General features: G+C 65.9%; 20 protein-coding genes and 1 tRNA gene. 9 read left to right on the top strand and 12 right to left on the bottom strand.

The window, feature by feature from the left end; all coding sequences use genetic code 11:
- Positions 1-25 precede the first annotated feature (25 nt).
- The 4 genes from ABIE57_RS15685 to pgsA are packed head-to-tail and all read right to left on the bottom strand — an operon-like array spanning position 26 to position 3,123.
- Complete coding sequence (locus ABIE57_RS15685) at positions 26-1,708, bottom strand: thiamine pyrophosphate-dependent enzyme (RefSeq protein WP_354539970.1); 1,683 nt, start codon at positions 1,706-1,708, stop codon at positions 26-28.
- Positions 1,709-1,768: 60 nt separating this feature from the next.
- The gene (locus ABIE57_RS15680) at positions 1,769-2,209 is read right to left on the bottom strand and encodes a molybdenum cofactor biosynthesis protein MoaE (protein ID WP_354539969.1); all 441 of its coding nucleotides are present in this window, start codon (positions 2,207-2,209) and stop codon (positions 1,769-1,771) included.
- 3 nt (positions 2,210-2,212) lie between these two features.
- A complete protein-coding gene (moaD, locus tag ABIE57_RS15675) occupies positions 2,213-2,458 on the bottom strand; it encodes a molybdopterin converting factor subunit 1 (RefSeq protein WP_354539968.1) in 246 nt (81 codons plus the stop codon).
- Positions 2,458-3,123, bottom strand: a complete 666-nt coding sequence (gene pgsA / locus ABIE57_RS15670; protein ID WP_354539967.1) for a CDP-diacylglycerol--glycerol-3-phosphate 3-phosphatidyltransferase — start codon at positions 3,121-3,123, stop codon at positions 2,458-2,460. Before pgsA ends, moaD begins: the two co-directional genes overlap by 1 nt.
- A 120-nt stretch (positions 3,124-3,243) precedes the next feature.
- Between pgsA and parE the strand changes: the two genes are divergently transcribed.
- The gene (gene parE / locus ABIE57_RS15665; protein WP_354539966.1) at positions 3,244-5,199 is read left to right on the top strand and encodes a DNA topoisomerase IV subunit B; all 1,956 of its coding nucleotides are present in this window, start codon (positions 3,244-3,246) and stop codon (positions 5,197-5,199) included.
- 837 nt (positions 5,200-6,036) lie between these two features.
- Here parE and ABIE57_RS15660 read toward each other — a convergent pair.
- Positions 6,037-7,629 carry a 2-isopropylmalate synthase gene (locus ABIE57_RS15660; protein ID WP_354539965.1) on the bottom strand — a complete coding sequence of 531 codons (1,593 nt, stop codon included), beginning with the start codon at positions 7,627-7,629 and terminating at the stop codon, positions 6,037-6,039.
- Positions 7,630-7,879: 250 nt separating this feature from the next.
- Here ABIE57_RS15660 and ABIE57_RS15655 point away from each other — a divergent pair, with 250 nt between their 5' ends.
- Positions 7,880-8,545: an SDR family NAD(P)-dependent oxidoreductase gene (locus ABIE57_RS15655; protein ID WP_354539964.1), complete on the top strand. Its 666-nt coding sequence runs from the start codon at positions 7,880-7,882 to the stop codon at positions 8,543-8,545.
- Positions 8,539-10,068 (top strand): cryptochrome/photolyase family protein, encoded by a 1,530-nt coding sequence (locus ABIE57_RS15650; protein WP_354539963.1) that lies wholly within the window; start codon positions 8,539-8,541, stop codon positions 10,066-10,068. Before ABIE57_RS15655 ends, ABIE57_RS15650 begins: the two co-directional genes overlap by 7 nt.
- Here the strand turns inward: ABIE57_RS15650 and ABIE57_RS15645 are convergent, their stop codons facing one another.
- Positions 10,069-11,508 carry a 2-isopropylmalate synthase gene (locus ABIE57_RS15645; RefSeq protein WP_354539962.1) on the bottom strand — a complete coding sequence of 480 codons (1,440 nt, stop codon included), beginning with the start codon at positions 11,506-11,508 and terminating at the stop codon, positions 10,069-10,071.
- 154 nt (positions 11,509-11,662) lie between these two features.
- On the opposite strand from ABIE57_RS15645, the gene ABIE57_RS15640 reads away from it, so the two are divergent.
- Positions 11,663-13,318 (top strand): NAD+ synthase, encoded by a 1,656-nt coding sequence (locus tag ABIE57_RS15640; RefSeq protein ID WP_354539961.1) that lies wholly within the window; start codon positions 11,663-11,665, stop codon positions 13,316-13,318.
- Positions 13,319-13,324: 6 nt separating this feature from the next.
- Here ABIE57_RS15640 and ABIE57_RS15635 read toward each other — a convergent pair whose 3' ends face one another.
- Both ABIE57_RS15635 and ABIE57_RS15630 read right to left on the bottom strand, forming a co-directional pair.
- On the bottom strand, positions 13,325-15,424 hold the full coding sequence (locus ABIE57_RS15635; RefSeq protein WP_354539960.1) for an ATP-binding protein: 2,100 nt from the start codon (positions 15,422-15,424) through the stop codon (positions 13,325-13,327).
- 22 nt (positions 15,425-15,446) lie between these two features.
- The gene (locus tag ABIE57_RS15630; RefSeq protein WP_354539959.1) at positions 15,447-15,845 is read right to left on the bottom strand and encodes a hypothetical protein; all 399 of its coding nucleotides are present in this window, start codon (positions 15,843-15,845) and stop codon (positions 15,447-15,449) included.
- Between the two features lie 177 nt (positions 15,846-16,022).
- Between ABIE57_RS15630 and ABIE57_RS15625 the strand changes: the two genes are divergently transcribed.
- Together ABIE57_RS15625 and ABIE57_RS15620 are read left to right on the top strand one after the other, a co-directional pair.
- Complete coding sequence (locus ABIE57_RS15625) at positions 16,023-16,820, top strand: CE1 family esterase (RefSeq protein WP_354539958.1); 798 nt, start codon at positions 16,023-16,025, stop codon at positions 16,818-16,820.
- Between the two features lie 44 nt (positions 16,821-16,864).
- On the top strand, positions 16,865-18,229 hold the full coding sequence (locus ABIE57_RS15620; protein ID WP_354539957.1) for an MATE family efflux transporter: 1,365 nt from the start codon (positions 16,865-16,867) through the stop codon (positions 18,227-18,229).
- Here the strand turns inward: ABIE57_RS15620 and ABIE57_RS15615 are convergent.
- Positions 18,226-19,335, bottom strand: coding sequence for a pyridoxal phosphate-dependent aminotransferase (locus ABIE57_RS15615; RefSeq protein ID WP_354539956.1), 1,110 nt, complete (start codon positions 19,333-19,335; stop codon positions 18,226-18,228). The two genes, ABIE57_RS15620 and ABIE57_RS15615, sit on opposite strands and share 4 nt — an antisense overlap.
- 108 nt (positions 19,336-19,443) lie before the next feature.
- Here ABIE57_RS15615 and ABIE57_RS15610 point away from each other — a divergent pair, with 108 nt between their 5' ends.
- The gene (locus ABIE57_RS15610; RefSeq protein WP_354539955.1) at positions 19,444-20,238 is read left to right on the top strand and encodes a crotonase/enoyl-CoA hydratase family protein; all 795 of its coding nucleotides are present in this window, start codon (positions 19,444-19,446) and stop codon (positions 20,236-20,238) included.
- Between the two features lie 185 nt (positions 20,239-20,423).
- Here ABIE57_RS15610 and ABIE57_RS15605 read toward each other — a convergent pair.
- Positions 20,424-20,499, bottom strand: a tRNA-Lys gene (locus tag ABIE57_RS15605).
- A gap of 241 nt (positions 20,500-20,740) precedes the next feature.
- On the opposite strand from ABIE57_RS15605, the gene dapF reads away from it, so the two are divergent.
- Positions 20,741-21,577 carry a diaminopimelate epimerase gene (gene dapF, locus ABIE57_RS15600; protein ID WP_354539954.1) on the top strand — a complete coding sequence of 279 codons (837 nt, stop codon included), beginning with the start codon at positions 20,741-20,743 and terminating at the stop codon, positions 21,575-21,577.
- Positions 21,574-22,830, top strand: coding sequence for a tRNA (N(6)-L-threonylcarbamoyladenosine(37)-C(2))-methylthiotransferase MtaB (gene mtaB / locus ABIE57_RS15595; RefSeq protein WP_354539953.1), 1,257 nt, complete (start codon positions 21,574-21,576; stop codon positions 22,828-22,830). The genes dapF and mtaB overlap by 4 nt, the downstream gene beginning before the upstream one ends.
- A gap of 213 nt (positions 22,831-23,043) precedes the next feature.
- Here mtaB and ABIE57_RS15590 read toward each other — a convergent pair whose 3' ends face one another.
- Both ABIE57_RS15590 and ABIE57_RS15585 read right to left on the bottom strand, forming a co-directional pair.
- Positions 23,044-23,976: an isocitrate lyase/PEP mutase family protein gene (locus tag ABIE57_RS15590; protein WP_354539952.1), complete on the bottom strand. Its 933-nt coding sequence runs from the start codon at positions 23,974-23,976 to the stop codon at positions 23,044-23,046.
- Positions 23,973-24,491 carry a 3-isopropylmalate dehydratase small subunit gene (locus tag ABIE57_RS15585; protein ID WP_354539951.1) on the bottom strand — a complete coding sequence of 173 codons (519 nt, stop codon included), beginning with the start codon at positions 24,489-24,491 and terminating at the stop codon, positions 23,973-23,975. The genes ABIE57_RS15590 and ABIE57_RS15585 overlap by 4 nt, the downstream gene beginning before the upstream one ends.
- Positions 24,492-24,493 lie beyond the last annotated feature (2 nt).

The raw sequence follows: 24,493 nt of genomic DNA, 5'->3' as shown, positions 1-24,493 counted from the left end.
TTCACGCGGAGGACGGGGCCGACACTCAGCCCCTTGCGCGCGCCTCTGCCGCGGCGCGGATCGCGCTCAGCGTGGTGCGCGGGCTGATCGCTTCGGGGGCGATGGCGAGGTCAAGCACGGCGGCGGTGCCGCAGGCGCGGGCGCGCGCGAAAGCCGCCGCGAAATCCTCGGTCCGTTCCACCCGCTCGCCGTGAAAGCCATAGGCGCGCGCCAATGCCGCGAAATCGGGGCTGACCATCTCGGTGCCCGAGATGCGGCCGGGATATTCGCGCTCCTGATGGGCGCGGATCGTGCCGTAGATGCCGTTGTTGAGGATCAGCACCACGGGCCGCGCGCCGACCTGTGCAGCGGTGGCCAGTTCCTGACAGGTCATCTGGAAATCGCCGTCGCCCGCGAAACAGACAACCAGCCGCTCGGGATGCACCACCGAGGCGGCGACGGCGGCGGGCAGGCCATATCCCATCGCCCCCGATTGTGGCGCGAGATAGCGCATGTCCTGCCCGTATTTCAGGAAGCGCCCCGACCAGATGGCGAAATTGCCCGCGCCATTGGTGATGATCGCATCCTCGGGCAGCACCTCGCGCAGATGCGCGCAGATGCGGCCCATATCGACGGGCGAGGGTTGATCGGGCAAATCGAACGTCGCTTCCCACGCCGTGCGCCCCTCCGCGCGCCACGCGGCCCAATCGCCCGTGACAGGCCCGCCGGCCGCCAGCGCCGAGGCAAAGGCGTTCGGTCCGGCATGAAGCCCCAGCGCGGGCTGGTAGACCTTGCCAAGCTCCAGATCAGAGCCGTGAACATGGATCACCCGCTGCGCCGGTTCGGGGACCGAAAGCGCGGTATAGCCATCGGTCGAGGTCTCGCCGAAGCGCGCGTTGAGCGCGAGGATCACGTCGGCGCGGGTGATGAGGTCGCGCACATGGGGCACCATGCCCACCCCGGCCTCGCCGCAATAGACGGGCGAGTGGTTGTCGAACCGGTCCTGATAGCGAAAGACCGAGAGCACAGGCATGTCCGAGCCTTCGGCAAAGCCGCGCAGCGCCGCGCGCCCTGCCTGCGACCAGTTGCCACCGCCGTAAAGGATGAGCGGGCGGCGCGCGCCCGCGAGCATCGCGCGCGCTTCATCCAGCGCCGCAGGCTCGGGCGCGGCCTCGGCATAGCGGGCAGGGCCGGTGAGGGCGGGCACCTCGGTGAGGCTTGTCAGCATGTTCTCGGGCAGGGCCACCACCACCGGGCCGGGACGCCCGACAAGGGCCGTTTTCCATGCCCGCGCAACGATCTCGGGGATGCGGTCCACATCGTCGATTTCCGCCGCCCATTTGGCAAGCGGGCCGAAGGCGGCGCGGTAATCCACCTCCTGAAACGCCTCGCGGCCCTTCATGTCGGTGCCGACCTGCCCGACGAATAGGATCATCGGCGCGCTGTCCTGCATCGCGGTATGCACACCGATGGCGGCATTGGTGGCCCCGGGGCCGCGCGTGACCCAGGCAATGCCGGGGCTGCCCGTCAGCTTGCCATAGGCGGCGGCCATGAAGGCCGCGCCTCCCTCCTGACGGCACAGGATGTAATCGAGCCGCCCGCGCGTGTCATGGAGCGCGTCGAGCACGGCAAGATAGCTCTCTCCCGGCACGCCGAACCCGTGCCGCGCCCCGAGCGCCAGCAGACACTCCACCAGCAATTGCCCGCCATTGCGCCTGTTGCCCTGCATCATGGTCTCCCTTGTCCAGATCGCGGCGAGCCTGCCCTCGGGTCACGCCAATGACAAGCCCTACCAGCGCGAGAGCGCGTCCTCATCCTCGTCGCGGGCGGCGACCCAGTTGGCACCGCCGCCGACATGCTCTTTCTTCCAGAAGGGCGCGCGGGACTTGAGGTAATCCATCAGGAAGTCGGCGGCCTGAAACGCATCCGCGCGGTGGCGCGATGCGGTGGCCACCATCATGATCAGATCGTCGGCGCGCAGCCGTCCGAACCGGTGCAGGATCAGCACATCGCCCAGCGACCAGCGCGCATGGGCCTCTTCGGCGATCTTTGTCAGCGCGCGTTCGGTCATGCCGGGGTAATGCTCGATCTCCATGACATCGAGCCCCTCCGTGACATCGCGCACGATGCCGGTAAAGGTCACGACCGCGCCCATGCCGCTTTGCCGCGCGGCAAAGGCGCGGGCCTCCTCGCCCAGATCAAAGGGGGTCTCCTGAACGCGGATATCCACCGCTCAGCCCCCGGTCATGGGCGGAAAGAAGGCCACCTCGCGCACACCCGCAAGCGGGGCGTCGAAATCGGCAAGCTCCTGATCCACCGCCACCCGCAGCGCCGAGAGATCGGCGAAGGCCGCCTGATACCGCTCTTCGCGCGCGCGCAACTCCTCGACCAGGTCGCGCACGGTGGCGGCCTCGGTCTCGATCCGGTCCTTGGGGGTACCGATGCGTTCGCGCACCCAGGCGAAATAGAGCACATCCATCAGCGGTCATCCTTGAGATAGGGCAGGGCCTTCATGAGGTAATCCGCCCCGGTGATCAGGGTCAGCGCAGCGGCGATCCAGAGCAGCACCACGCCGATATTGCCCGACCAGATCATGCCCTCGTATTTCCACCAAAGCCCCAGAACATCCTCAACCTGCCCGTCGAGAATGCCCATCACCAGAGCCTCGTCCATGCCGAAAATCGACATGCCGAAATAATGTTCGAACACCCCTTGGGCAAAGAGCACGGCAATGGCGATCATCTGCGCCGTGGTCTTCCACTTGGCCAGTTGCGTGACCCGGAGCGTGCCCGCCGTATCGCCGAGAAACTCGCGCAGGCCCGAAACGAACACCTCCCGGAACAGGATCACCGTGGCAGGCAGCACCAGCCAGGGCGACATCGACGAATAGCCCACGATCACCATGAGTGCGATCACCACCATCGCCTTGTCGGCGATGGGGTCGAGCATGGTGCCGATTTTCGTGACCTGTTTCCAGTTGCGGGCAAGATAGCCGTCGAACCAGTCGGTGATGGCCGCGCCGACAAAGAGGATGAGCGCGAACCAGTCGGCATAGGGCCGGGTGAAATAGAGAAACATCACCGCGACTCCGGGGGCCGCGAGCAGCCGGATCATGGTCAGGATATTGGGCACGGTCCACTTCATGACCCGTTTCTAGCCTGACCCGGTGACAAGGGAAAGCGCGGGTTTGGCCGCGCCCACTTCCCCCGACCCGCCCGGTCTGCCATATTGCCGCCCAACCCATAAAAGCAAAAGAGCAGCGGCATGAACGATCTCCTGAGCCCTTCCCCCGCCTCCACCTATGACGCCTCTTCCATTCAGGTGCTCGAGGACATGGAGCATGTCCGCCTGCGCCCCGGCATGTATATCGGCGGCAAGGATGACCGCGCGCTGCATCACATGGTGGCCGAGATCATCGACAACTCGATGGACGAGGCGGTGGCGGGGCATGCCACCTGGATCGAGGTGGAACTCCACGCCAACGGCCATGTCAGCGTGCGCGACAACGGGCGCGGCATCCCGGTTGACCCACACCCCAAGGACCCGTCGAAATCCGCGCTCGAGATCATCTTCTGCACGCTGAACGCGGGCGGCAAGTTCTCGGGCGACAGCTATCAGACCTCGGGGGGGTTGCACGGCGTTGGCTCCTCGGTCGTCAATGCGCTCTCGGATCACCTGCGGGTCGAGGTGGCGCGGGGCCGCGAGCTTTACATGATGGAGTTTTCGCGCGGCATGCCACAGGCCCCGCTGGCGCGGATCGGGGCCGCCCCCAACCGGCGCGGTACCTCTGTGACGTTCCACCCCGACCCCGAGATTTTTGGGTCTCTCAGCCTCAAGCCCGCGCGGCTCTTCAAGATGGCGCGCTCCAAGGCCTATCTTTTCTCGGGCGTTGAAATCCGCTGGAAGAGCGAGATCAGCGACGGCGAGACGCCCGCCGAGGCCACGTTCAAGTTTCCCGGCGGTCTGGCCGATTACCTGGCCGAGACGCTGGGCGGGGCCACCACCTATGCCGAGCGTCCCTTTGCCGGCGCGGTCGAGTTCCGCGAGAAATTCGGCGTGCCGGGCAAGGTGGAATGGGCGATCAACTGGACGCCCGCGCGCGACGGCTTTCTCCAGTCCTATTGCAACACCGTGCCCACCCCCGAGGGCGGCACCCATGAGGCCGGGTTCTGGGCCGCGATCCTCAAGGGGATCAAGGCCTATGGCGAGTTGGCCAGCAACCGCAAGGCCGCGCAGATCACCCGCGAGGACCTGATTTCGGGGGGCTGCGCGCTGGTCTCGTGCTTCATCCGCGAGCCGGAATTCGTCGGCCAGACCAAGGACCGGCTGGCCACGACCGAGGCCGCGCGCATGGTCGAAGGCGCGGTGCGCGACCATTTCGACAACTGGCTGGCGGCGGATACCAAATCTGCAGGCGCGATCCTCGATTTCCTGGTGCTGCGCGCCGAGGAGCGGCTGCGCCGGCGGCAGGAGAAGGAGACCGCGCGCAAGACCGCCACCAAGAAACTGCGCCTGCCCGGCAAGCTGGTCGATTGCACCTCGGCCACGCGCGAGGGCACGGAGTTGTTCATCGTCGAGGGGGATAGCGCGGGCGGTTCGGCGAAGATGGGGCGGGACCGCAAGACGCAGGCGCTCTTGCCGCTGCGGGGCAAGATCCTGAACGTGCTGGGGGCGGCGTCGTCAAAACTGGGCAGCAATCAGGAAATCAGCGATCTCACGCAGGCGCTGGGCGTCGGGCTGGGGACGAAATTCAACCTTGATGATCTGCGCTATGACAAGATCATCATCATGACCGACGCGGACGTGGATGGCGCGCATATCGCGGCGTTGCTGATGACCTTCTTCTTCACGCAAATGCGCCCGATGATCGACGCGGGTCATTTGTATCTGGCCTGCCCGCCGCTCTATCGGCTGACGCAGGGCGCGAAACGGGTCTATTGTCTGGATGAGGCCGAGCGCGATCTCTGGCTGGCAAAAGGGCTGGGGGGAAAGGGCAAGATCGACGTCAGCCGCTTCAAGGGTCTGGGCGAGATGGACGCCAAGGATCTGAAAGAGACGACCATGGACCCCGCCTCGCGCAAACTCATCCGCGTGACGATAGACGAGGATGAGCCGGGAGAGACCGGCGACCTGGTGGAACGGTTAATGGGGAAGAAACCGGAATTGCGGTTTCAGTATATCTCGGAGAATGCGCGGTTTGTGGAGGAGTTGGATGTTTGAGGGATTTTGTCGTTCATCAGAATCAACGAGTTTGGATGCCGGAAAAAGAGTGTTTCCTCCGGCTCTTCCCAGCGTGGATTGAAACAGGGTAATTCAAGTTCCAGATCACTGTTTCAAGCAAGCGTAATAAAGGAGACAACATCATGGGAAATGGACCGGCAAACGGCCCTTCACAAACGGGCAATCCGTCCGGCGGTGGACGGGGGAATAACCCTCCCGGCGGCGGCAGAGGGAAGTAACACGCAACGGGCGCGGATTTACCGCGCCCGTTGTTTTCGTGGTCTGGTCCACCGTCGACTGACACGCCCGCCTGCTGACTCACCGCAAGCGCAGTGTGGGCAGTACTGCCCACCAATGGCACCCGCGCCATGGTGGGCAAAGATTCCCACCCTACGCCGCACCGTGGCCCGTAGACTGCGCGGCTCTGTCTCCGTCGTCATTCCCGCGAAGGCGGGGATCTCTGATGACAGGGCGTGACAGGCTGCGAGAGATCCCCGCCTTCGCGGGGATGACGGTGCGCGGGGATGACGTGGCGCGTGAGGATGACGGGCCTTGGCGACTCAGTTTGGACCTTGCCCCGCGCGAATAGCACCGAAGGTGCCGCGCGGATCGCCGGGCCGCCCCCCGGCCTGGCGATTTTGAGGTGTTGCGCTACGTCTTGGCGGCACACGGACTTGGCAGGGATAAAGTGGCAGCCACCGCCGTCGCCTCGCCAGACCGCAGCCCGTCGACCGCGCGGCGGCCTCTTCCGAGGACAGGCCCCAAGAGATCCCCGCCTTCGCGGGGATGACGGGGATTTGCGACTTGTTTTGCGCGTTATCCCTCGCCGGGTCCGCGTTACGACACGTCCTTGTAGCTGACCTCGCGCGCGTCGCCGCCGGTTTTCTCGCGCCGGACAAGCAACCGGTTCAGCGCGTGGACATAGGCCTTGGCCGAGGCCACCACGGTATCGGTATCCGCCGATTGCCCGGTGACGATGCGGCCCGCCTCCTCCATCCGCACCGAGACGGTCGCCTGTGCATCGGTGCCCTCGGTCACGGCATGGACCTGATAAAGCTGCAACCGCGCCTCATGCGGAAACAGCGCCTTGACCGCGTTGAACGTGGCATCGACCGGGCCGTCGCCGGTGGCCTCGGTCGAGACCTCGCGCCCGTCGATCTCCATCGTGAGGCTGGCCTGTTGCGGCCCCTCGGTGCCGCAGATCACGCGCAGATGCTTGATCTGCAAGGGGTCATTCCCGGTGTCCACACCGGCGGTGACAAGGGCCACGAGATCGTCGTCGTAGATTTCCTTCTTGCGGTCGGCCAGCTCCTTGAAGCGGACGAAGACATCGTTGAGCTGGTTGTCGGCCAGCTCATGGCCCAGATCCTTGAGCTTGGAGCGCAATGCGGCACGGCCCGAATGCTTGCCCATGACGATATTGGTCTCGGTGAGACCGATATCCTCGGGGCGCATGATCTCGAAGGTCTCGGCATTCTTGAGCATCCCGTCCTGATGGATGCCGCTCTCATGCGCAAAGGCGTTCTTGCCGACGATCGCCTTGTTGAACTGCACGGCAAAGCCCGACACGGCCGCCACCCGGCGCGAGATGTGCATGATCTTGCGGCTGTCGATCCCGGTCTCATAGGGCATGATGTCGCCGCGCACCCTGAGCGCCATCACCACCTCTTCGAGGGCAGTGTTGCCCGCGCGTTCGCCAAGCCCGTTGATCGTACATTCGATCTGGCGTGCGCCACCGGCGACGGCGGCAAGCGCGTTGGCCGTGGCCATGCCCAGATCGTTGTGGCAATGGGTGGCAAAGACCACCTCACCCGCGCCCGGGACGGTCTCGATCAGGCGGCGGATGAGCGATGCGGACTCCTCGGGCGCGGTATAGCCTACGGTATCGGGGATGTTGATCGTGCTGGCCCCCGCCCTGATCGCGATTTCGACCACGCGACAGAGGTAATCCCATTCGGTGCGGGTGGCATCCATCGGCGACCATTGCACGTTGTCGCAGAGGTTGCGCGCATGGGTCACCGTCTCGTGGATTCGCTCGGCCATCTGGTCCATGTCGAGATTGGGAATGGCGCGATGCAGCGGCGAGGTGCCGATAAAGGTATGGATGCGCGGGCTTCTTGCGTGGCGCACCGCCTCCCAGCAGCGGTCGATATCCTTGAGGTTCGCGCGCGCGAGGCCGCAGATCGTGGCATCCTTCGCGTTCTTCGCGATCTCGCTCACGGCGCGGAAATCGCCCTCCGAGGCGATGGGAAAGCCCGCCTCGATGATATCGACGCCCATTTCGTCGAGAAGTTGCGCGATCTCGAGCTTTTCGTCATGGGTCATGGTCGCGCCGGGGCTTTGTTCGCCATCGCGCAACGTGGTGTCGAAAATCACCACGCGGTCCTTCTCCGCCTTTGGCGAAACGCGATCCTTTGTCGGGTTGGTCATGTCGGTCTCTTTCGGTTGATCCTTGGGCCTCTTGGCGCGAAACGGCACATCCTCTGAGCGCTCGCGCCGGGCGGCACGCTCAGAGGCGGCTAAGGCCTAGGCACAGCGCGCGCGCCGCGCGGAGGGCGCGGGCAAGGCAAGCGGTATGTGCGGTCACGATCATGTCCAAGACTATAGGCACGGGCGCGCGGCTTGAAAACCCCGAAATTGGCGGCTTGAAGCGATGCCGCTTCCGGCTAGCTCTGCGCACATGGACAGGGCATTGATCATCGGCGCGTCGGGCGGCATCGGGCAGGCGGTCAGTATGGCCCTCAGAGCGCGGGGCGTCGCCGTTACGGGCCTGTCGCGCAGCGGCGACGGGTTGGATGTGACGGATGAGGTCTCGGTCGCGGCCACCTTGGGGCGACTTGAGGGGCCATTCGATCTGGTCCTCGTGGCGACCGGCGCGCTGGAAATCGGCGGTGCCGCACCGGAAAAGGCGCTGCGGCACGTGAGCGCGCAGGCGATGCTGGATCAATTCGCGCTCAATTGTGTGGGGCCGTCGCTGGTTCTCAAACACGTCGTGCGCCTCTTGCCGCGTGACCGCCGCGCAGTTTTTGCCGCGCTCTCGGCGCGCGTGGGCTCCATCGGGGATAACCGATTTGGCGGCTGGTATAGTTACCGGACGGCCAAGGCGGCGCTCAACCAGATGACTCACACCGGCGCGATCGAACTGGGGCGCAGCCATCGCGAGGCCATCTGCGTGGCGCTGCATCCGGGCACGGTCGAGACCGAATTCACCCGCAAGTATCTGGGGCGGCACCCGGCGGTGCCCGCGTCGGAAGCGGCGGAAAACCTTTTGCGCGTCATCGAAGGGTTGCGGCCCGAAGACAGCGGCGGGTTCTTTGATTGGCAGGGGAAAACTGTGCCATGGTGACGCGGCTTGTGCTGGTGCTTGGCGATCAGCTTAGCCTTGATCTCCCGGCGCTCCGTGCGGCGGACAAGGCGTTTGACGTGGTGGTCATGGCCGAGGTGAGGGACGAGGGCAGCTATGTGCCGCACCATCCCAAGAAAATCGCGCTGATCCTGTCGGCGATGCGTCATTTTGCGCAAGAGTTGCGCGCGAACGGCTGGAAGGTGGCTTATACCCGGCTTGATGATCCGGAGGCCACGCCGTCGATTGTCGGCGAGTTGATGCGGCGCGCGGGGGAATTCGGGGCCTCCGAGGTGATCGCCACGCAGCCCGGCGAATGGCGGCTGATTGCGGCGCTCGATGAGGCCCCCCTGACCGTGACACAACTGCCGGATGACCGGTTCATCTGCGCGCTCGATGAGTTCGACCGCTGGGCCGGGGGGCGCAAGGAATTGCGGATGGAGTATTTCTATCGCGAGATGCGGCGCAAGACCGGCCTGATGATGGAGGGTGACAAACCCGCGGGCGGCAAGTGGAACTATGACCACGACAACCGCAAACCGGCGCGGGCCGACATGTTGCGTGCCACGCCGATGCGCTTTGAGCCCGACGCCATGACCCGCGATGTGCTCGATCTGGTCGAGGCGCGCTTTGGCGGGCATTTCGGCGATCTGCGCCCGTTCTGGTTCGCCGTGACATCCGATGAGGCGCGGCGCGCCTTCGATCACTTCGCCACCCATCTTCTGTCGGACTTCGGCGATTATCAGGATGCGATGGTGAGCGGTGACCGGTTTGTGCATCACTCGGTCATTTCGATGTATCTCAATCTCGGCCTGCTCGACCCTTTGGACATCTGCGCCCGCGTGGAAGCGGCGTGGAAAGCGGGCCGCGTGCCGATCAACGCGGCAGAGGGCTATATCCGGCAGGTGATCGGCTGGCGCGAATACGTGCGCGGCATCTATTTCAGAGAGGGACCGGACTATACCCGCCGCAATGTGCTGGGGCATACCCGTGCCCTTCCGGCGCTTTTCTGGGGTGGCGAGACGCGCATGAACTGCGTGGCCCAAGCCGTCGATCAGACCAAGGAAGAGGCGTATGCCCATCATATCCAGCGGTTGATGGTGACGGGCAATTTCGCCCTGCTCGCCGGGGTGGACCCGGCAGAGGTGCACGCATGGTATCTGGCGGTCTATGCCGATGCCTTTGAATGGGTCGAGGCCCCCAATGTGATCGGCATGAGCCAGTTCGCCGATGGCGGGATCATCGCCTCGAAACCCTATGTGTCGTCGGGCAATTACATCTCGAAGATGTCGGATTACTGCGGCACCTGCGCCTATTCGGTCAAGACGAGGACCGGCCCCGATGCCTGCCCGTTCAACCTGCTCTACTGGGATTTCCTGATCCGCCACCGCGACCGGTTCGGGCAAAATCCGCGCATGGGGCCGGTTTACCGCACATGGGACAGGATGGCCGCCGACCACCGGGAGTCGGTGCTGCGTGACGCCGCGCACCTGCTGACGCGGCTTGAGGCGGGCGGGGTGGTGTGATCACTCGCTGCGGGTGATGTTGTCACTCAGCACGCCGTCTTCCCAGGTGCCGCTCTCTTCCTGTCCCCCGGCATAGCGCATCGTGCCTTCGCCCTGCCGCTTGCCCGCAAGGAACATGCCCTCGTAGACATCGCCATTGGCATAGGTGGCCACGCCGCGACCGGAAATCTCGCCCTCGCGCCACTCGCCCTCATAGGCGAAACTCTCGTTCTCGGGCGTCTCGGGATTGTCGGGGATGGTGATGCGGCCCTGTCCGTGGCGTTGGCCATCGGCAAAGCCGCCTTCATAGACCGAGCCGTCGGGATAGGTCACGGTGCCTTGCCCGTGGCGTTGCCCGTTCTGCCACTGGCCTTCGTAGCGATAGCCGTCCGGATAGGTCATCACGCCATGGCCGTGGTTGCGCGCCTCGCGGAATTCGCCCTCGTAGACCAGACCACTTGGATAGGTTGCGCGGCCCGTCCCCTCGATCACGCCACCGACCCAATCGCCCTCGTAGGTGGCGCCGTCGGGATAGGTGATCGAGCCCTGACCGTTGGCCAGATCGTCGCGAAACTGCCCCTCGTAGACCGAGCCGTCGGGATAGCTGACGCGGCCCTGACCGGAAATCTTGCCGTTCTGCCATTCGCCTTCGTAGCGATAGCCGTCCGTGCCGGTAAAGACCCCCTGCCCATGGCGCAGGTCGTCGGCGAATTGACCCTCGTAGACATCGCCATTGGCATAGGTGACGCGCCCCGCGCCCTGCCGCTGCCCGGCCACCAGATCGCCCTCGTAGACATCGCCATTGGGCTGGGTCAGCGTGCCGCGCCCGTCGATCTGGCCCTCTTTCCAGGTGCCTTCATACACAAGGCCGTCGGGCATGGTCAGCTTGCCTTCGCCCTCGCGTGCGCCGCGCAGCACCGCGCCCTCGTAGATCGCGCCGTCGGGATAGGTGATCGTGGCATTGCCTTCCTTGACGCCATTGACCCAGTCGCCCTCGTAGCGATAGCCGCCCGGACTCTCCATCCGGCCCTTGCCGTGGTGCATGGCATTCAGAAACCCGCCCTCGTAGCGCACGCCATTGGCATAGATCGCGATGCCCGTGCCGGTGATCTCGCCCTCGGTCCAGTCCCCCTCATAGGTGCCGCCATCGGCGAACACGATCTTGCCGATCCCGTGCGGCTTGCCGCGCTCGAACTCGCCCTCGTAGACCGAGCCGTTGGGAAAGCGCGCGACACCGCGCCCGCGGATCTCTCCCTCGACCCAGTCGCCGGTATATTCATAGCCGTTGGGCAGGGTATAGGTGCCGGTGCCGTGTTGCAGCCCGTCCTTGAACGTGCCCTCGTAGATGCCGCCATCGTCATATTGCTTGGTCTGGACGTCACTGTCCTGCGCCTGGGCACCCGCACCCGCGCCCACGAGCAGCGCCGCCGCGAAAATCATCTGTCTCGGAAAACGTGTCATCTCTGCCCCGGTGCCCCTCGCCTGCCCGATCCTGTGGCGGGTCGCGCCAAATCTAGAGGAGCGGTCGCGATGTGACAACGGGTTTCGGGCAATTCGGCTTTCCCTTGCGCGGCGATCTGTTATCTCGATTGGCAGAAGCGGCAAGGGGGCGCGCATGGCAGACCGGTTTCGCCTGACACTGGCACAACTCAACCCCACGGTGGGCGATCTGGCGGGCAATGCGGCGCTGGCGCGGCAGGCCTGGGAGACGGGGCGCGCGGCGGGGGCCGATCTCGTGGCGCTGCCAGAAATGTTCGTGACCGGCTACAACCCGCAGGATCTGGTGCTGAAACCGGCCTTTCATCAGGCCGCCATCGCCACGATAGAGGCTCTTGCGCGCGACTGCGCCCAAGGCCCCGCGCTCGCCATCGGCGGCCCGGCGCTCGAGGGCGTCGGGCTTTATAACGCCTATTACATCCTGCAGGGCGGGCGTGTGACGGCGCGCGTGCTCAAGCATCACCTGCCCAACGAGACGGTGTTCGACGAAAAGCGGCTTTATGCAAGTGGCCCGGTGACCGGGCCTTACGCGGTGGCGGGGGTGCGCATCGGCTCGCCCATCTGCGAGGACGCCTGGCACGCGGACGTGGCCGAGACCCTGGCCGAGACCGGGGCCGAAATCCTACTCGTGCCCAACGGCTCGCCGCATTACCGCGAGAAGATGGCCGTGCGGCAAAACCTGATGGTCGCCCGCGTGATCGAGACCGGCTTGCCACTCGTCTATCTCAATCTTCTCGGCGGGCAGGACGATCAGGTCTTCGACGGCGGCTCTTTCGTGCTCAACCCCGGCGGCGCGCTGGCGCTGCAACTGCCGATGTTCGAAGAGGCGGTGGCGCATGTGGATTTCGTGCGCGGGGCCGAGGGTTGGCGCGCCGATCCCGGCCCGCTTGCCCATCTGCCCGACGATCTCGAGCAGGATTATCACGCCATGGTTCTGGCCTTGCGCGACTACCTGCGCAAGGCAGGTTTTTCGAAGGTTTTGCTGGGCCTTTCGGGCGGGGTGGACAGCGCGATTGTCGCCACCATCGCGGTCGATGCGCTGGGCGCGGAGAATGTGCGCTGCGTGATGCTGCCCTCGGAATATACCTCGCGTGCCTCGCTGGAGGACGCGCAGGCGGTGGCCAAAAATCTCGGGTGTCGCTATGATTTCGTGCCGATTGCCGAGGGGCGCGCGGCAATCGCCACGATCCTCGCGCCGCTCTTCGAGGGGATGGAGGCGGACCTGACCGAGGAGAACATCCAGTCGCGCCTGCGCGGCCTGTTGCTCATGGCGCTCAGCAACAAGTTCGGCGAGATGCTGCTCACCACCGGCAACAAGTCCGAGGTGGCGGTGGGCTATGCCACGATCTACGGCGACATGGCAGGCGGCTATAACCCGATCAAGGATCTCTACAAGACACGCGTGTTTGACATCTGCCGCTGGCGCAACGCCCATCACCGCGCGTGGATGGCGGGGCCTGCCGGCGCGCTGATCCCGCCGCGCGTGATCGACAAGCCGCCGAGCGCCGAGTTGCGCGCCGATCAGAAGGACAGCGATTCGCTGCCCGATTACCCGGTTTTGGACGGCATCCTCGAGATCCTCGTCGATCAGGATGGCGCGATTGCCGATTGCGTCGCGGCGGGCCATGACGAGGCCGATGCCCGCCGCGTCGAGCACCTGCTTTATATCAGCGAATACAAGCGCTTTCAGTCCGCCCCGGGCACGCGCCTGACCGCGCGTGCGTTCTGGCTTGACCGGCGCTATCCGATCGTCAACCGTTGGCGCGACCGCTGAGGCGCGTCACTCGGCGGCGTGCGGGGCAGCCTCGTCGCGCAAACGCGCGATATAGGCCACCAGATCGGCCTTGCGCAAAGGCTTGGGCATGAACCCGTCCATGCCCGCCAGATGCGCCGCCTGCCGGTGCTGGTCGAGCACATTGGCCGTGACGGCAACGATATGCGCGGGCGGCCAGTCGTGCGCGCGCTCCTGCGTGCGGATGAGGCCCGCCGCCTGATAGCCGTCCATGCCGGGCATCGAGACATCCATCAGCACCAGCCGCGCGGGGGCCTCTGCATAGAGCGAAACGGCCTCCGCCCCGCTCGCCGCCATCCGCAGCACCGCCCCTGAGCCGCTGAAATACCGCTCGATCAGCAAGCGGTTGGTGGCGTTGTCATCAACCGCCAGAATGTCCAACCCGACTGCCCATTTGGTCGGCGCTGGCAGGACGGGCGGGGGCACCGGGGACGCCGTGCCCCGGGGTTCCCCCAGTAGCCGCCGCAACGCGTCAACAAGCGCGCCCTCGCGCAAGGGCTTGCGCAGCGCCGCGCCGCCCTTGGGCGCGCAGGCCGGTGCGCCGGTCATCAAGAGGCGCGGCACGTCGGGGCAAGACGCCAGCCGTCCGGCGGCCTCGTCAAGCATGATCAGGTCCGGGCAACCCGCCTCGGGCAGGGTCGCCGCGCTCTGCGTGGCGCGAACCTCGGCCCCCAGATGCGTGAGCAGCGTTTCAAGCCCGGCGCGGCGGTCGCTGAGCGGGTCGGCCAGCCAGATCACCGGCGCAGGCGCGCCCTGTGGCCTGAGCGGTAGCGCGGCCCGTCCCTCGTGCGCGCAGTCGGGCACAAGCGGCAGCGTGACGGTGAAACAGGTGCCGCGCCCCTCCTCCGAGGTAAGCGCGATCCGTCCCCCCATGAGCGTGACAAGCTGGCGGCTTACCGCAAGGCCGAGCCCGGTGCCACCAAAGGCGCGCGCGGCCCCGTTATCGGCCTGTTCGAAGGCGGCGAACACCCTGTGCTGCTGATCTGCGGGAATACCCATGCCGGTGTCGGTCACGCGGATGGTGATTTCTCCGGGCCCCGCGCGCGCGACCTCCATCGCCACATGACCGTCCAGCGTGAACTTGACCGCATTGCCGGCAATATTGACGAGGATCTGCCGCAGCCGCCCGGCATCGCCGATCATCACCTCGGGAAGATCGGGTGCGACATGACTGAAAAGTTCGATCCCCTTGCGCGCGGCGAGCGGCGCAAGCAACTGCGTGACATCCTCGACGATCTCGCACAGGCGGTATGGTTCCCGCGTGAGGTCAAGCTTGCCCGCCTCGATCCTGGAGAAATCCAGAATGTCGTTGATGAGCGTCAGAAGCGCATCGCCCGAGCGCACCATGGTGCGCACATAACCGTCCTGCTCGGGGCTCAGTGCGGTCTCTGACAGAAGATCGGCCATGCCGATGATGCCGTTCATCGGCGTCCTGATTTCGTGGCTCATCTTGGCGAGAAACTCGGATTTCGCCTCGTTGGCGGCGATGGCGGCGGCACGCGCGGCCTCGAGCCGTCCGATCAGTCGCCGCAGCGGGCGGCCCACGATGATGCGGAACGACAGCCAGTTGGCCAGCGTGGCGATCACGATGCCGCCTGCCAGCAGCAACAGCAGAAGATCGCGCTGATAGCGTTTCACGGCGGCGATCTCGCGCTCGTCGAAGCGGGTGACAAGCTCGGTGATGGGCCAGGAATAGACCTCGTAGGGCAGGGCGAGCGCGTCCTCGGCCCCGGCACAGCCCAGCCCTGCGGGGACCACGGCCAGCGACAGGCCCGAGGCCGGATCGCGCAGCTCGACGCAGCGGATTGCCGGGTCGCCCAGAAGCGTCTGCATCAGGTCGCGCACATGCGGATTCTGCCAGTCCACGGCCCCGTCGGCCTGATCGCTGAAGCGTTCGAGCGCGCCGCCCAGCCGCGCGGTGGCGTTGCCGATGCGCATGGCCATTGCCTCTTCGCTGCGCAACAGGTTCTTGCCGCTCAGCCACCAGAGCCCCGTGCCCGCGAAAAGCAGGAAGGTGGGAATCATGACCGCCGCGAGCCGCAGATAGAGGCCAAGCGTCGGCGTGCGCGGATCGGTCGTGGCGCTCATGCCCATGTCTTCTGCGCCCTGCCTATTGCAGCCGTCGGGCGCGGCCGGCGTCCATCAGGGCCTGAAGTGGTGCACGATTGTCGATTTCCATGCGCACCACGCCAAATCGCCCGCCGCTTTGGACGAGGTAGTAATCGACCGGCACGTCGCGCCCCGTCGTATCGACCAGCGTGGCACACATCACGTAGACATCGCCCATGCGCAGGATGATTTCGTGATTCTCGGTCGGGTAATAGGTGCGCAGGTCCCCGGTTTCGAGATCCACATGGTGCAACGCCCCGTCGATCATGCTGCGCCCGAGAGTGCGCTGAAGCGTGGCCTGAAGCTGTGTGCGCAATTCGCTCAGCGTCTGCGCGGCGGCCGCGTGCGGCAGGGGCCACAGGCCGAGGACAAGGATCAGGAGGGTGGTCAGGCGTGTCATCGGCGTCGCGTTTCCCTTTTGGTCATGTGCCCTCGGGGACATCCAAGCCGAACGACCTTACCAAACCGTTTCTTTTCGCCGTCCAGCCGATCACATCCGCGTGATCGCACCGCGCCGGGCACGGAGTTGTGACTTGTCCGGTCCATGACTCCGCGCAGGATGAGCCGGGGAGGCGACATGCGGCAGGCGATCATCGGTGCGATTCTCTGTGTCCTCGGCGGCGGTGCGCTGGCCTGCGGGGCCGAGAGCGATTGCGTGCTCGGCGACCGGCATTACCGCATCGCGCTGCCCGAGGGGACGGCCCCGACGGGGGCTGTGGTCTATGCCCATGGCTATCGCGGTTCGGCGCCGGGGGTGATGCGCAACGGTGCGCTTCGGCGCGCGCTCTCGGAGCGGGGGCTGGCGCTCATCGCGTTGAAATCGCTCAGCGATGACTGGGTGATCCCGCATGTGCCGGGTCATCCCGAGGCGAGCGGACAGGAAGAGACCGCCTATGTCGAGGCGGTGATCGCGGATGCGGCGCGCCGCTTTGACATCGACGAGCGGCGGCTGGTGGCTGCCGGGTTCTCGGCCGGTGCGATGATGGTCTGGACGCTGGCCTGCACCATGCCCGAGCGCTTTGCGGGCTTTGTCGCCATCTCGGGCACCTTCTGGCAGCGCGCGCCCGAGACCTGCGCAACCCCGCCCGCGAGCGTGGTGCATCTTCACGGCACGAGTGATCCGACCGTGCCGATGGAAGGCCGCCCGATCCGCGAGACCTGGCAGGGCGATGTGCGCGATGTGCTCGATTTCTATGCCCGGTTCGGCGAATTCGCCGCAGCGGGCGAGACGCGGACGGGCGATCTCGCCTGCACTCAAAGGCGCAATCCCGAGGGCGCGATCCTCGATCTCTGCCTGCATCCCGGCGGACATGCGTTCCGCAACAATGACCTCCTCTTCGCCCTGAACCGGCTCGCGGCGGCGGGGCGGTTCTGAGCCTGCCTCTTGCCTCCGCCGCGCCTCCGGCATAGGCGAGGGCCATGTCCGCCCGCCTGTCATATCGCCAGCATCTGCGCGCCATTCTGGGGCTTGGCCTGCCGCTCATCGGCAGCCATGTGGCGCAGTTCGCCATCACGCTCACGGATGCGATCATGCTGGGCTGGTATTCGGTCGAGGCGCTGGCCGCCGAGGTGCTGGGCGGCACGCTCTTCTTCGTGCTCTTCATCATGGGATCGGGCTTTGCCTGGGCGGTGATGCCGATGGTGGCAAGCGCCGCGGCGGCAGGCGAGGGGGCGCAGGTCCGGCGGGTGACGCGGATGGGCCTCTGGGCCTCGGCGCTTTTTGGCCTGTTGACCCTGCCCGCGATGCTGGGGTCGCGCGCGGTCTTTGGCTGGCTGGGGCAGGAGCCCGCCACCTCGGCGCTGGCCGCCGATTATCTGAGCATCGCGGGCTGGGGCATCCTGCCCGCGCTCATGGTGATGGTGCTCAAATCCTACCTCGCCGCGCTGGAGCGCACGGGCGTGGTGCTCTGGGTGACGCTGGCGGCGGTCGCGCTCAATATCGTGATCAATTACGCGCTGATCTTCGGCAATTTCGGCCTGCCCGAGATGGGCGTGAAGGGCGCGGCGGTGGCTTCGCTTCTGGTCAACCTCGCCTCGATGGTGGTGCTGGCGATCTATGTCACCCGTGCCACGCCCGAACACGCGCTCTTTCAGCGGTTCTGGCGACCGGATCGTGAGGCGTTTGGCCGTGTCTTTCGCCTCGGCTGGCCCATCGGGTTGACCAATCTGGCCGAGGTGGGCCTTTTCGCCGCCTCTTCGGTGATGATGGGCTGGCTCGGCACCTTGCCGCTGGCCGCGCACGGTATCGGGCTACAGGTCACATCGGTGATGTTCATGGTCCATGTGGGCCTCTCGAACGTGGCCACGGTGCGCGCGGGGCAGGCGCAGGGGCGCGGTGACGTGCAGGGCTTGCGTGACGGGGCAAAGGTGGTGCTGGCGGTCTCGGCCACGGTGGCGCTCTTTACGGTCATCATGTTCCTGACGATGCCGCAGGTGCTGATCGGCCTCTTTCTCGCACCCGACGAGCCCGACCGCGCGGCGGTGATCGGCATCGGCGTGACGCTCCTGGCGGCGGCGGCGCTGTTTCAGCTGGTGGATGCGGCGCAGGTCATGGCGCTTGGCCTCTTGCGCGGGGTGCAGGACACGCGCGTGCCCATGGTCATCGCGGGGTTGAGCTATTGGGCCGTCGGCGTGCCGGTGAGCTATCTTTTGGGCTTTACCTTCGGCCTGGGCGGTCCCGGCATCTGGCTTGGCCTTGCCGCCGGGCTGGCGCTGGCGGGGGTGTTCATGCTGGTGCGCTTCTGGGGCTGGTCGGTGCCGCGTCTGGCGGCAGAGCGCCGTTAACCTACCCGCGCCGCTTCCAGCGCCGCGGGCAGCGCCCCGGCCAGAACCGCCAACGCCCGCTCAGGGCCACAGCTTATACGGATGCAGCGATCCTGCGGCGCGACAAACGGCATCCGCACGAACACACCCTGCGCCACCAGCGATCCCAGCACGCGGCGGGCGAAATCGCCGTCGCGCCCGCAATCGACCGTCACGAAATTGGTGGCTGATGGCAGGGCGGTCAGGTTGTTTTCCGCCGCGATCCGGGCGATCCCGGCCCGTGCGCGGACCACTTCGGCCTGCACATGCGCAAGCCACGCAGGATCATTGAGCGCGGCAAGCGCGCCCGCCTGCGCCATCCGGTTCATGCCGAAATGGTTGCGCACCTTGTCGAACGCCTTGATCAACCCCGCCTCGGCCACCGCATAGCCGATCCGCGCGCCCGCCATCCCGTAAGCCTTGGAAAAGGTGCGCATCCGGATCACGCGGGGATCGTCGGCGGCGATGTCGGGCGCGGTGCCCTCGGGGGCGAACTCGATATAGGCCTCGTCGAGGCACAGCACGCAGCCCTCGGGCAGGGTATCGAGCGCCGCGGAAATGGCCGCGCCCCGCACCCATGATCCCATCGGATTGTCGGGATTGGCGAAATAGATGAGCTTCGCGCCCACCTCATGCGCGCGGGCGATGAGCGCGGGCAGGTCCTCGGCGTCATTGGCATAGGGCACCCTGTCGAGCACGCCACCAAAGCCCGCGACATGGTAGTTGAAGGTCGGATAGGCCCCGTCCGAGGTTACCACCCGGTCGCCGGGGGCAACAAGCAGCCGCACCAGATTGCCCAATAGCCCGTCGATCCCCTCACCCACCAGCACGTTTTCAAGCGCCACGCCCAGATGCGCCGCCAGTGCCGCGCGCAGATCGTGGCTTGTCGGGTCGCCGTATTTCCAGACCTCCGCCGCCTCATGGCGCATCGCCTCCAGCGCGGCGGGCGAGGGGCCGAAGAGGTTCTCGTTGGCCCCCAGCCGCGCGGCAAAGGGTGCGCCGCGCGCGCGCTCCTGCTCCTCGGGGCCGACAAAGGGCACGGCGGCGGGCAGGCTCTGGATCAGCGGGGTGTATCGCGGATGGGTCATGGATGCAGAGATAACGGGATGCGGGGGTGTGCGGCAAGGGCCTGCCGCCACGTTCCTCTGGCCAGCGGGGCCTCGTGCGTGTTTCATCGCCGCAAAGGAGGACCGCTCATGCCCCGCGTCACCACCGAGATCAAGGGTCACATCGCCCATGTCACCCTCACCCGCCCCGACAAGCGCAACGCCGTCGATCCCGAGATGGCCGAGGCCATCGTCGCCGCCGGTCACGCGCTGATGGAGGCCGATATCCGCGCGGTTGTGCTTTCCGGTGAAGGGCACTCATTTTGCGCCGGTCTCGATGTGATGAGCTTCGCGGCCCTTGCCCGTGGCGACCCCGAGGCGCTTGTCCTGCCGCGCAGCCATGGCACGACCAACCTGTTTCAGGAGGTGGCGATGGTCTGGCGCAAACTCCCCGTGCCGGTGATTGCGGGGTTGCACGGTGCGGTCTATGGTGCGGGGTTCCAGCTTGCGCTCGGGGCCGATATCCGCCTCGCGGCACCGGATGCGCAACTGGCCATCATGGAAATGAAATGGGGGCTGATCCCCGATATGGGCGGCATGGCGCTTTTGCCGCGCCTGACCCGTTCGGACGTGATCCGGCACCTGACGTATACTGCCCGACCCGTCCCCGCCGCGCAGGCCGCGGACTGGGGCCTTGTCAGCGAACTGGCCGAGGACCCACTCGCCGCCGCGTGCGATCTGGCCGCAGAGATCGCCACCCGCAGCCCCTCGGCCATCCGTGCCGCCAAGCGTCTGATTTCGTTTTCAGAAAGCGGGGCGGACGAGGCCGCGATCCTCATGGAAGAGAGCCGTGAACAGGCGGCCCTTGTCGGCCAGCCCGACCAGATGGAACAGATCTCCGCCAACATGGCCAAGCGCGCGCCGGTCTTCGGCAGGAAGGGTTAGAGGTTTCGGCCGGGCATGGGGTGCCTTTTCACGGCAGGGTGTCGGGTCCTGTGCCGGCCGGTTTCATCGCAGCGGTCGGATGACGGCACGGGGGCGTTTGCGGCGAATTTCAGCTTGTCAGCGTGCCGTTCGCACAAGGCTCCGCACAGCTAGCGCTCTGCGCCACCTGATTTCACGGGGAAAGATGGTGAGCCGTGCAGGATTCGAACCTGCGACCCACTGATTAAAAGTCAGTTGCTCTACCAACTGAGCTAACGGCCCATCTCAAGTACCGGACCGCCCGAAAGCCGACCCAGCGTCCCGTCTTAAACTGTTTCATCCCGAAGGAACAACCAGTTATGTCGTCCCGGACCGTTTTTTAACGTCAGTTGGTCTGACAACTGCGTTAGCGGTCCATTAGGGGCGGTATCTAGAAAGGCGGGCGGGAAGGGTCAACCCCGAAAACGCGGCTTCTGTCGCGGGCGCTGGAATTCCGTTCCGCGCGGGCGTATATGCGCGACCGATGAACACGCGCGCGGATACCGGTTTGCCCTTCATGAAGATGCACGGGCTGGGCAATGACTTTGTTGTCATTGACGGGCGGGAGCGTGCGCAGGCACTCTCGGTTGCGCTCATCCGTGCCATTGCCGACCGGCATTGCGGGGTAGGCTTCGACCAGCTTGCGGTGATCGACGGGGCCGAGGGGGCCGATGCGCATCTGACCTTTTACAATGCCGATGGCTCCGAATCGGCGGCTTGCGGCAATGCCACGCGCTGCATCGCGCGGCACCTGATGGACGAGACGGGCAAATCCGCGCTGCGGCTCACGACCGCGCGCGGGATGCTCGCGGCGGTCGATGCCGGCGGCGGCCGCACGTCGGTCAACATGGGTCAGCCGCAACTTGACTGGCGGGATATTCCGCTTGCCCGAGAGATGGACAGCCTGCATCTGCCGATCGAGGGCGATCCCGTGGGCACCGGCATGGGCAACCCGCATTGCACGTTTTTCGTCGAGGATGCCGGGGCGGTGGCGCTCGACGACATCGGCCCGCGTATCGAGCATCACCCGCTTTTCCCCGCGCGCACCAATGTGCAGGTGGCGAGCCTGATTGCGCCCGATCATCTGCGGATGCGCGTCTGGGAGCGGGGCGTGGGCGTGACACTCGCCTCCGGCTCTTCCTCCTGTGCCACGGCGGTGGCGGCTGCGCGGCGCGGGCTCACGGGGCGGCGGGTGCGGATCACGCTCGATGGCGGCACGCTGGAGATCGACTGGCGCGCGGATGGCGTCTGGATGACCGGCGAGACGGCGCATGTGGCCAGCGGCGTGCTGACGCCCGATTTCCTCAGGGCCAACGCATGAACGCGCCGAAATTCACAACGCTTGGCTGTCGTCTCAACGCCTATGAGACCGAGGCGATGAAGGAACTGGCCGCGCAGGCCGGCCTGTCGGGCGCGGTCGTCGTCAACACCTGCGCCGTCACATCCGAGGCGGTGCGCAAGGCACGGCAGGAGATCCGGCGCTTGCGCCGCGAGAACCCCGGTGCCCGCCTGATCGTGACCGGTTGCGCGGCCCAGACAGAGCCCGAGACCTTCGCCGCCATGGCAGAGGTCGATGCCGTCATCGGCAATACCGAGAAGATGCAGGCCGATACCTGGGGCCGTCTCGCTGCCGATTTCATCGGGGATACCGAGCGCGTGCAGGTCGATGACATCATGTCCGTGACCGAGACGGCGGGGCATCTGATCGACGGTTTCGGCACACGCTCCCGCGCCTATGTTCAGGTGCAGAACGGTTGCGATCACCGCTGCACCTTCTGCATCATTCCCTATGGCCGTGGCAATTCGCGCAGCGTTCCGGCGGGCGTCGTGGTCGATCAGATCAAGCGGTTGGTCGGGGCGGGCTATCACGAGGTGGTGCTGACCGGCGTGGACCTGACAAGCTGGGGGGCGGATCTGCCCGCACAGCCGAAACTCGGCGATCTGGTGATGCGCATCCTGCGGCTGGTGCCGGATTTGTCGCGCCTGCGCATTTCCTCCATCGATTCCATTGAGGTCGATGAGAACCTGATGCAGGCCATTGCCACCGAGCCGCGCCTCATGCCGCATCTGCATCTGAGCCTGCAACATGGCGATAACCTGATTCTCAAGCGGATGAAGCGGCGGCATTTGCGGGATGATGCCATTCGCTTTGCCGAGGAGGCCCGCCGTCTGCGCCCCGACATGACATTCGGTGCCGATATCATCGCCGGTTTCCCGACCGAGACGGAGGCGCATTTTGCCAATTCGCTGCGACTGGTGGAGGAGTGCCACCTGACCTGGCTGCATGTCTTTCCCTATTCGCCCCGCCCCGGCACCCCCGCCGCGAAGATGCCGCAGGTCCCCGGTGCCGCGATCAAGGCGCGCGCCGCGCGGCTGCGCGAGGCCGGTGTCGCGCGGGTCGCGGCGCATCTGGCCGCACAGCAGGGCCGCGCGCACCGGGTGCTGATGGAAAGCCCCCGGATGGGCCGCACGGAGCAATTCACCGAAGTGCTGTTCGACAGCGACCGCCCCGAGGGCGCGATTGTGCCCGCCACGATCACCGGGCACACTGAAACGCAACTTCTGGCAGGCTGAGCGCTGCATCTCACGCGGAGCGCGACGGGCTGCGCCCGGACCGCGCGGCGCTGGCCGCCCTGATGCGCGACCCGTCCGCCCCCTGAGCGGCCGGGCACAAGCGCGGGATCGTTTGCAAGGACGCTCCATGCCTGGCAGCGTCGACCGGGCTCGGTTCTGTCGCTTGGACCGCTTGCATCATGACGAAGACGTTTTCGGGGATGCAACGCGCGCTCACGTGTCGCCGAACACCTTGTGCATCGCCGCGGCCAGATGTTTGTCGCGGTCGCTCGAGGGCGGATCGCCCAACAGGAACCTGTCCTGCGCCGATTCGGCCTTGGCAAATCCAATCAACTCCTTGAATTCGGACATGGACGTAACCGGCTGGGGCAGTTTGCGCGTGCTGTAGCCGTTCCGCAGCGTTGCCATGTTCCGGCGCATCGCCTCGGTCGCGCTCATCAACGCGACGAGAGGGAAAACCGCGAGTCCGGCAACCGCCTCGATCTGTTCGGGCTTCAGATCGGTTTCAAGCCATCCGAGGATCTGGAGCGACAGCGGAACACCCACGGCCTCGCGCAGGCGCGTCAATCCGGCGATATCGTGAAAGCAGCGCGAAATCGGCTGGATCAGATCGGCGCCCGCCTGAACGTAGAGCCGCCCGCGCATGATCGCCTCTGCCTCGGTCGCCGCGTCGGTGCGGGCAATGATGATCGTGTCGGGATCGCGGCGCGCCTCGACGGCGGCACGTATCTTGGCCGCGTGTTCCTCCGGCGTCAGAATCTCGATGCGGCCTGCGGCGGCGGGGCACCGTTTCGGGGCAAGCTGATCCTCGAAGATCATCGCGGTCACCCCTGCCTTCTCGAAGGCGCGCACGGTCCGCATGACGTTCAGGGCATTGCCGTATCCCGTATCGGTATCGGCGATCACCGGCACCTCGACCGCATCGACCATGCGCGAGACAACCCCGAGGTTTTCGGTCATGGTGTAGAGTTCGACATCGGGGGCCCCGAGATGCGAGGCCGAGATGCCGAAGCCGGTGCTCATGATTGCATCGAAACCGGCCTGTTCGGCCAGCTTGGCCGAGAGCGCGTCATAGGCACCGGCGGCCCAGAGTGTCCTGCCCGCACGCAATTGCGCGGCGATTTCCGTCTTGGTGGTGGGTGTCATGCGCTGGTCTCCCTGTCGCGGGCATGAAGGTAGCCGATGAGCCCGCCATGGGCGAGCATCATCCGGTCCCCTTCGGACAATGGCTCGACCGGCAGTTCGGCCCCGGTGGTCAGATTGCGAAACAGGTTGCGCGCCCAATCGAGTTCTATCTCGTCCCAGCGCGACACGGCGCCGAGGATGCCCGGACAGGCCGCCTGAGCGAAGCCCATGGCGATCTCGCCCCGCCAGTAACCCGGCGAAAAGCTTTCGGCGATCACCCCGGCCAGACCGAGATGCCGCATTGCGATCATCGGCGGATAGTGCGGATGGCCGTAGCCGAAATTCTCGCCGCCGATGAGAACGTCACCCGGTTTTACCTTGTCGGCAAAATCGGGATCGAATTCCTTCATGGCGACCTCGGCCAGCTTCTCGGGGTCCTTCAGCTTGATGTTCGCGACACCGACGATGTCGTCGATGTCGAAATCCGGCTCGTCGAAAATCCAGGCCACGCGGCCACGCAGGTTTTTCAAAGTCACGT

It is taken from the genome of Roseovarius sp. MBR-6, from assembly GCF_040547525.1.
GTDB lineage: Bacteria > Pseudomonadota > Alphaproteobacteria > Rhodobacterales > Rhodobacteraceae > Roseovarius.
Note: the sequence above shows the minus strand (reverse complement) of the source record. Positions and strands in the feature narration are given on the sequence as shown.

What these genes read in the sequence shown, in the direction of transcription:
- ABIE57_RS15615 (WP_354539956.1), bottom strand. Translation starts at nt 19,335, where the DNA reads ATGACCCATCCGCGATACACCCCGCTGATCCAGAGCCTGCCCGCCGCC.
- dapF (WP_354539954.1), top strand. Translation starts at nt 20,741, where the DNA reads ATGAACACGCGCGCGGATACCGGTTTGCCCTTCATGAAGATGCACGGG.
- ABIE57_RS15685 (WP_354539970.1), bottom strand. Translation starts at nt 1,708, where the DNA reads ATGCAGGGCAACAGGCGCAATGGCGGGCAATTGCTGGTGGAGTGTCTG.
- ABIE57_RS15645 (WP_354539962.1), bottom strand. Translation starts at nt 11,508, where the DNA reads ATGACACGTTTTCCGAGACAGATGATTTTCGCGGCGGCGCTGCTCGTG.
- ABIE57_RS15630 (WP_354539959.1), bottom strand. Translation starts at nt 15,845, where the DNA reads ATGACACGCCTGACCACCCTCCTGATCCTTGTCCTCGGCCTGTGGCCC.
- ABIE57_RS15620 (WP_354539957.1), top strand. Translation starts at nt 16,865, where the DNA reads ATGTCCGCCCGCCTGTCATATCGCCAGCATCTGCGCGCCATTCTGGGG.
- moaD (WP_354539968.1), bottom strand. Translation starts at nt 2,458, where the DNA reads ATGGATGTGCTCTATTTCGCCTGGGTGCGCGAACGCATCGGTACCCCC.
- ABIE57_RS15625 (WP_354539958.1), top strand. Translation starts at nt 16,023, where the DNA reads ATGCGGCAGGCGATCATCGGTGCGATTCTCTGTGTCCTCGGCGGCGGT.
- ABIE57_RS15635 (WP_354539960.1), bottom strand. Translation starts at nt 15,424, where the DNA reads ATGAGCGCCACGACCGATCCGCGCACGCCGACGCTTGGCCTCTATCTG.
- mtaB (WP_354539953.1), top strand. Translation starts at nt 21,574, where the DNA reads ATGAACGCGCCGAAATTCACAACGCTTGGCTGTCGTCTCAACGCCTAT.
- ABIE57_RS15655 (WP_354539964.1), top strand. Translation starts at nt 7,880, where the DNA reads ATGGACAGGGCATTGATCATCGGCGCGTCGGGCGGCATCGGGCAGGCG.
- parE (WP_354539966.1), top strand. Translation starts at nt 3,244, where the DNA reads ATGAACGATCTCCTGAGCCCTTCCCCCGCCTCCACCTATGACGCCTCT.
- pgsA (WP_354539967.1), bottom strand. Translation starts at nt 3,123, where the DNA reads ATGAAGTGGACCGTGCCCAATATCCTGACCATGATCCGGCTGCTCGCG.
- ABIE57_RS15650 (WP_354539963.1), top strand. Translation starts at nt 8,539, where the DNA reads ATGGTGACGCGGCTTGTGCTGGTGCTTGGCGATCAGCTTAGCCTTGAT.
- ABIE57_RS15590 (WP_354539952.1), bottom strand. Translation starts at nt 23,976, where the DNA reads ATGACACCCACCACCAAGACGGAAATCGCCGCGCAATTGCGTGCGGGC.
- ABIE57_RS15660 (WP_354539965.1), bottom strand. Translation starts at nt 7,629, where the DNA reads ATGACCAACCCGACAAAGGATCGCGTTTCGCCAAAGGCGGAGAAGGAC.
- ABIE57_RS15640 (WP_354539961.1), top strand. Translation starts at nt 11,663, where the DNA reads ATGGCAGACCGGTTTCGCCTGACACTGGCACAACTCAACCCCACGGTG.
- ABIE57_RS15610 (WP_354539955.1), top strand. Translation starts at nt 19,444, where the DNA reads ATGCCCCGCGTCACCACCGAGATCAAGGGTCACATCGCCCATGTCACC.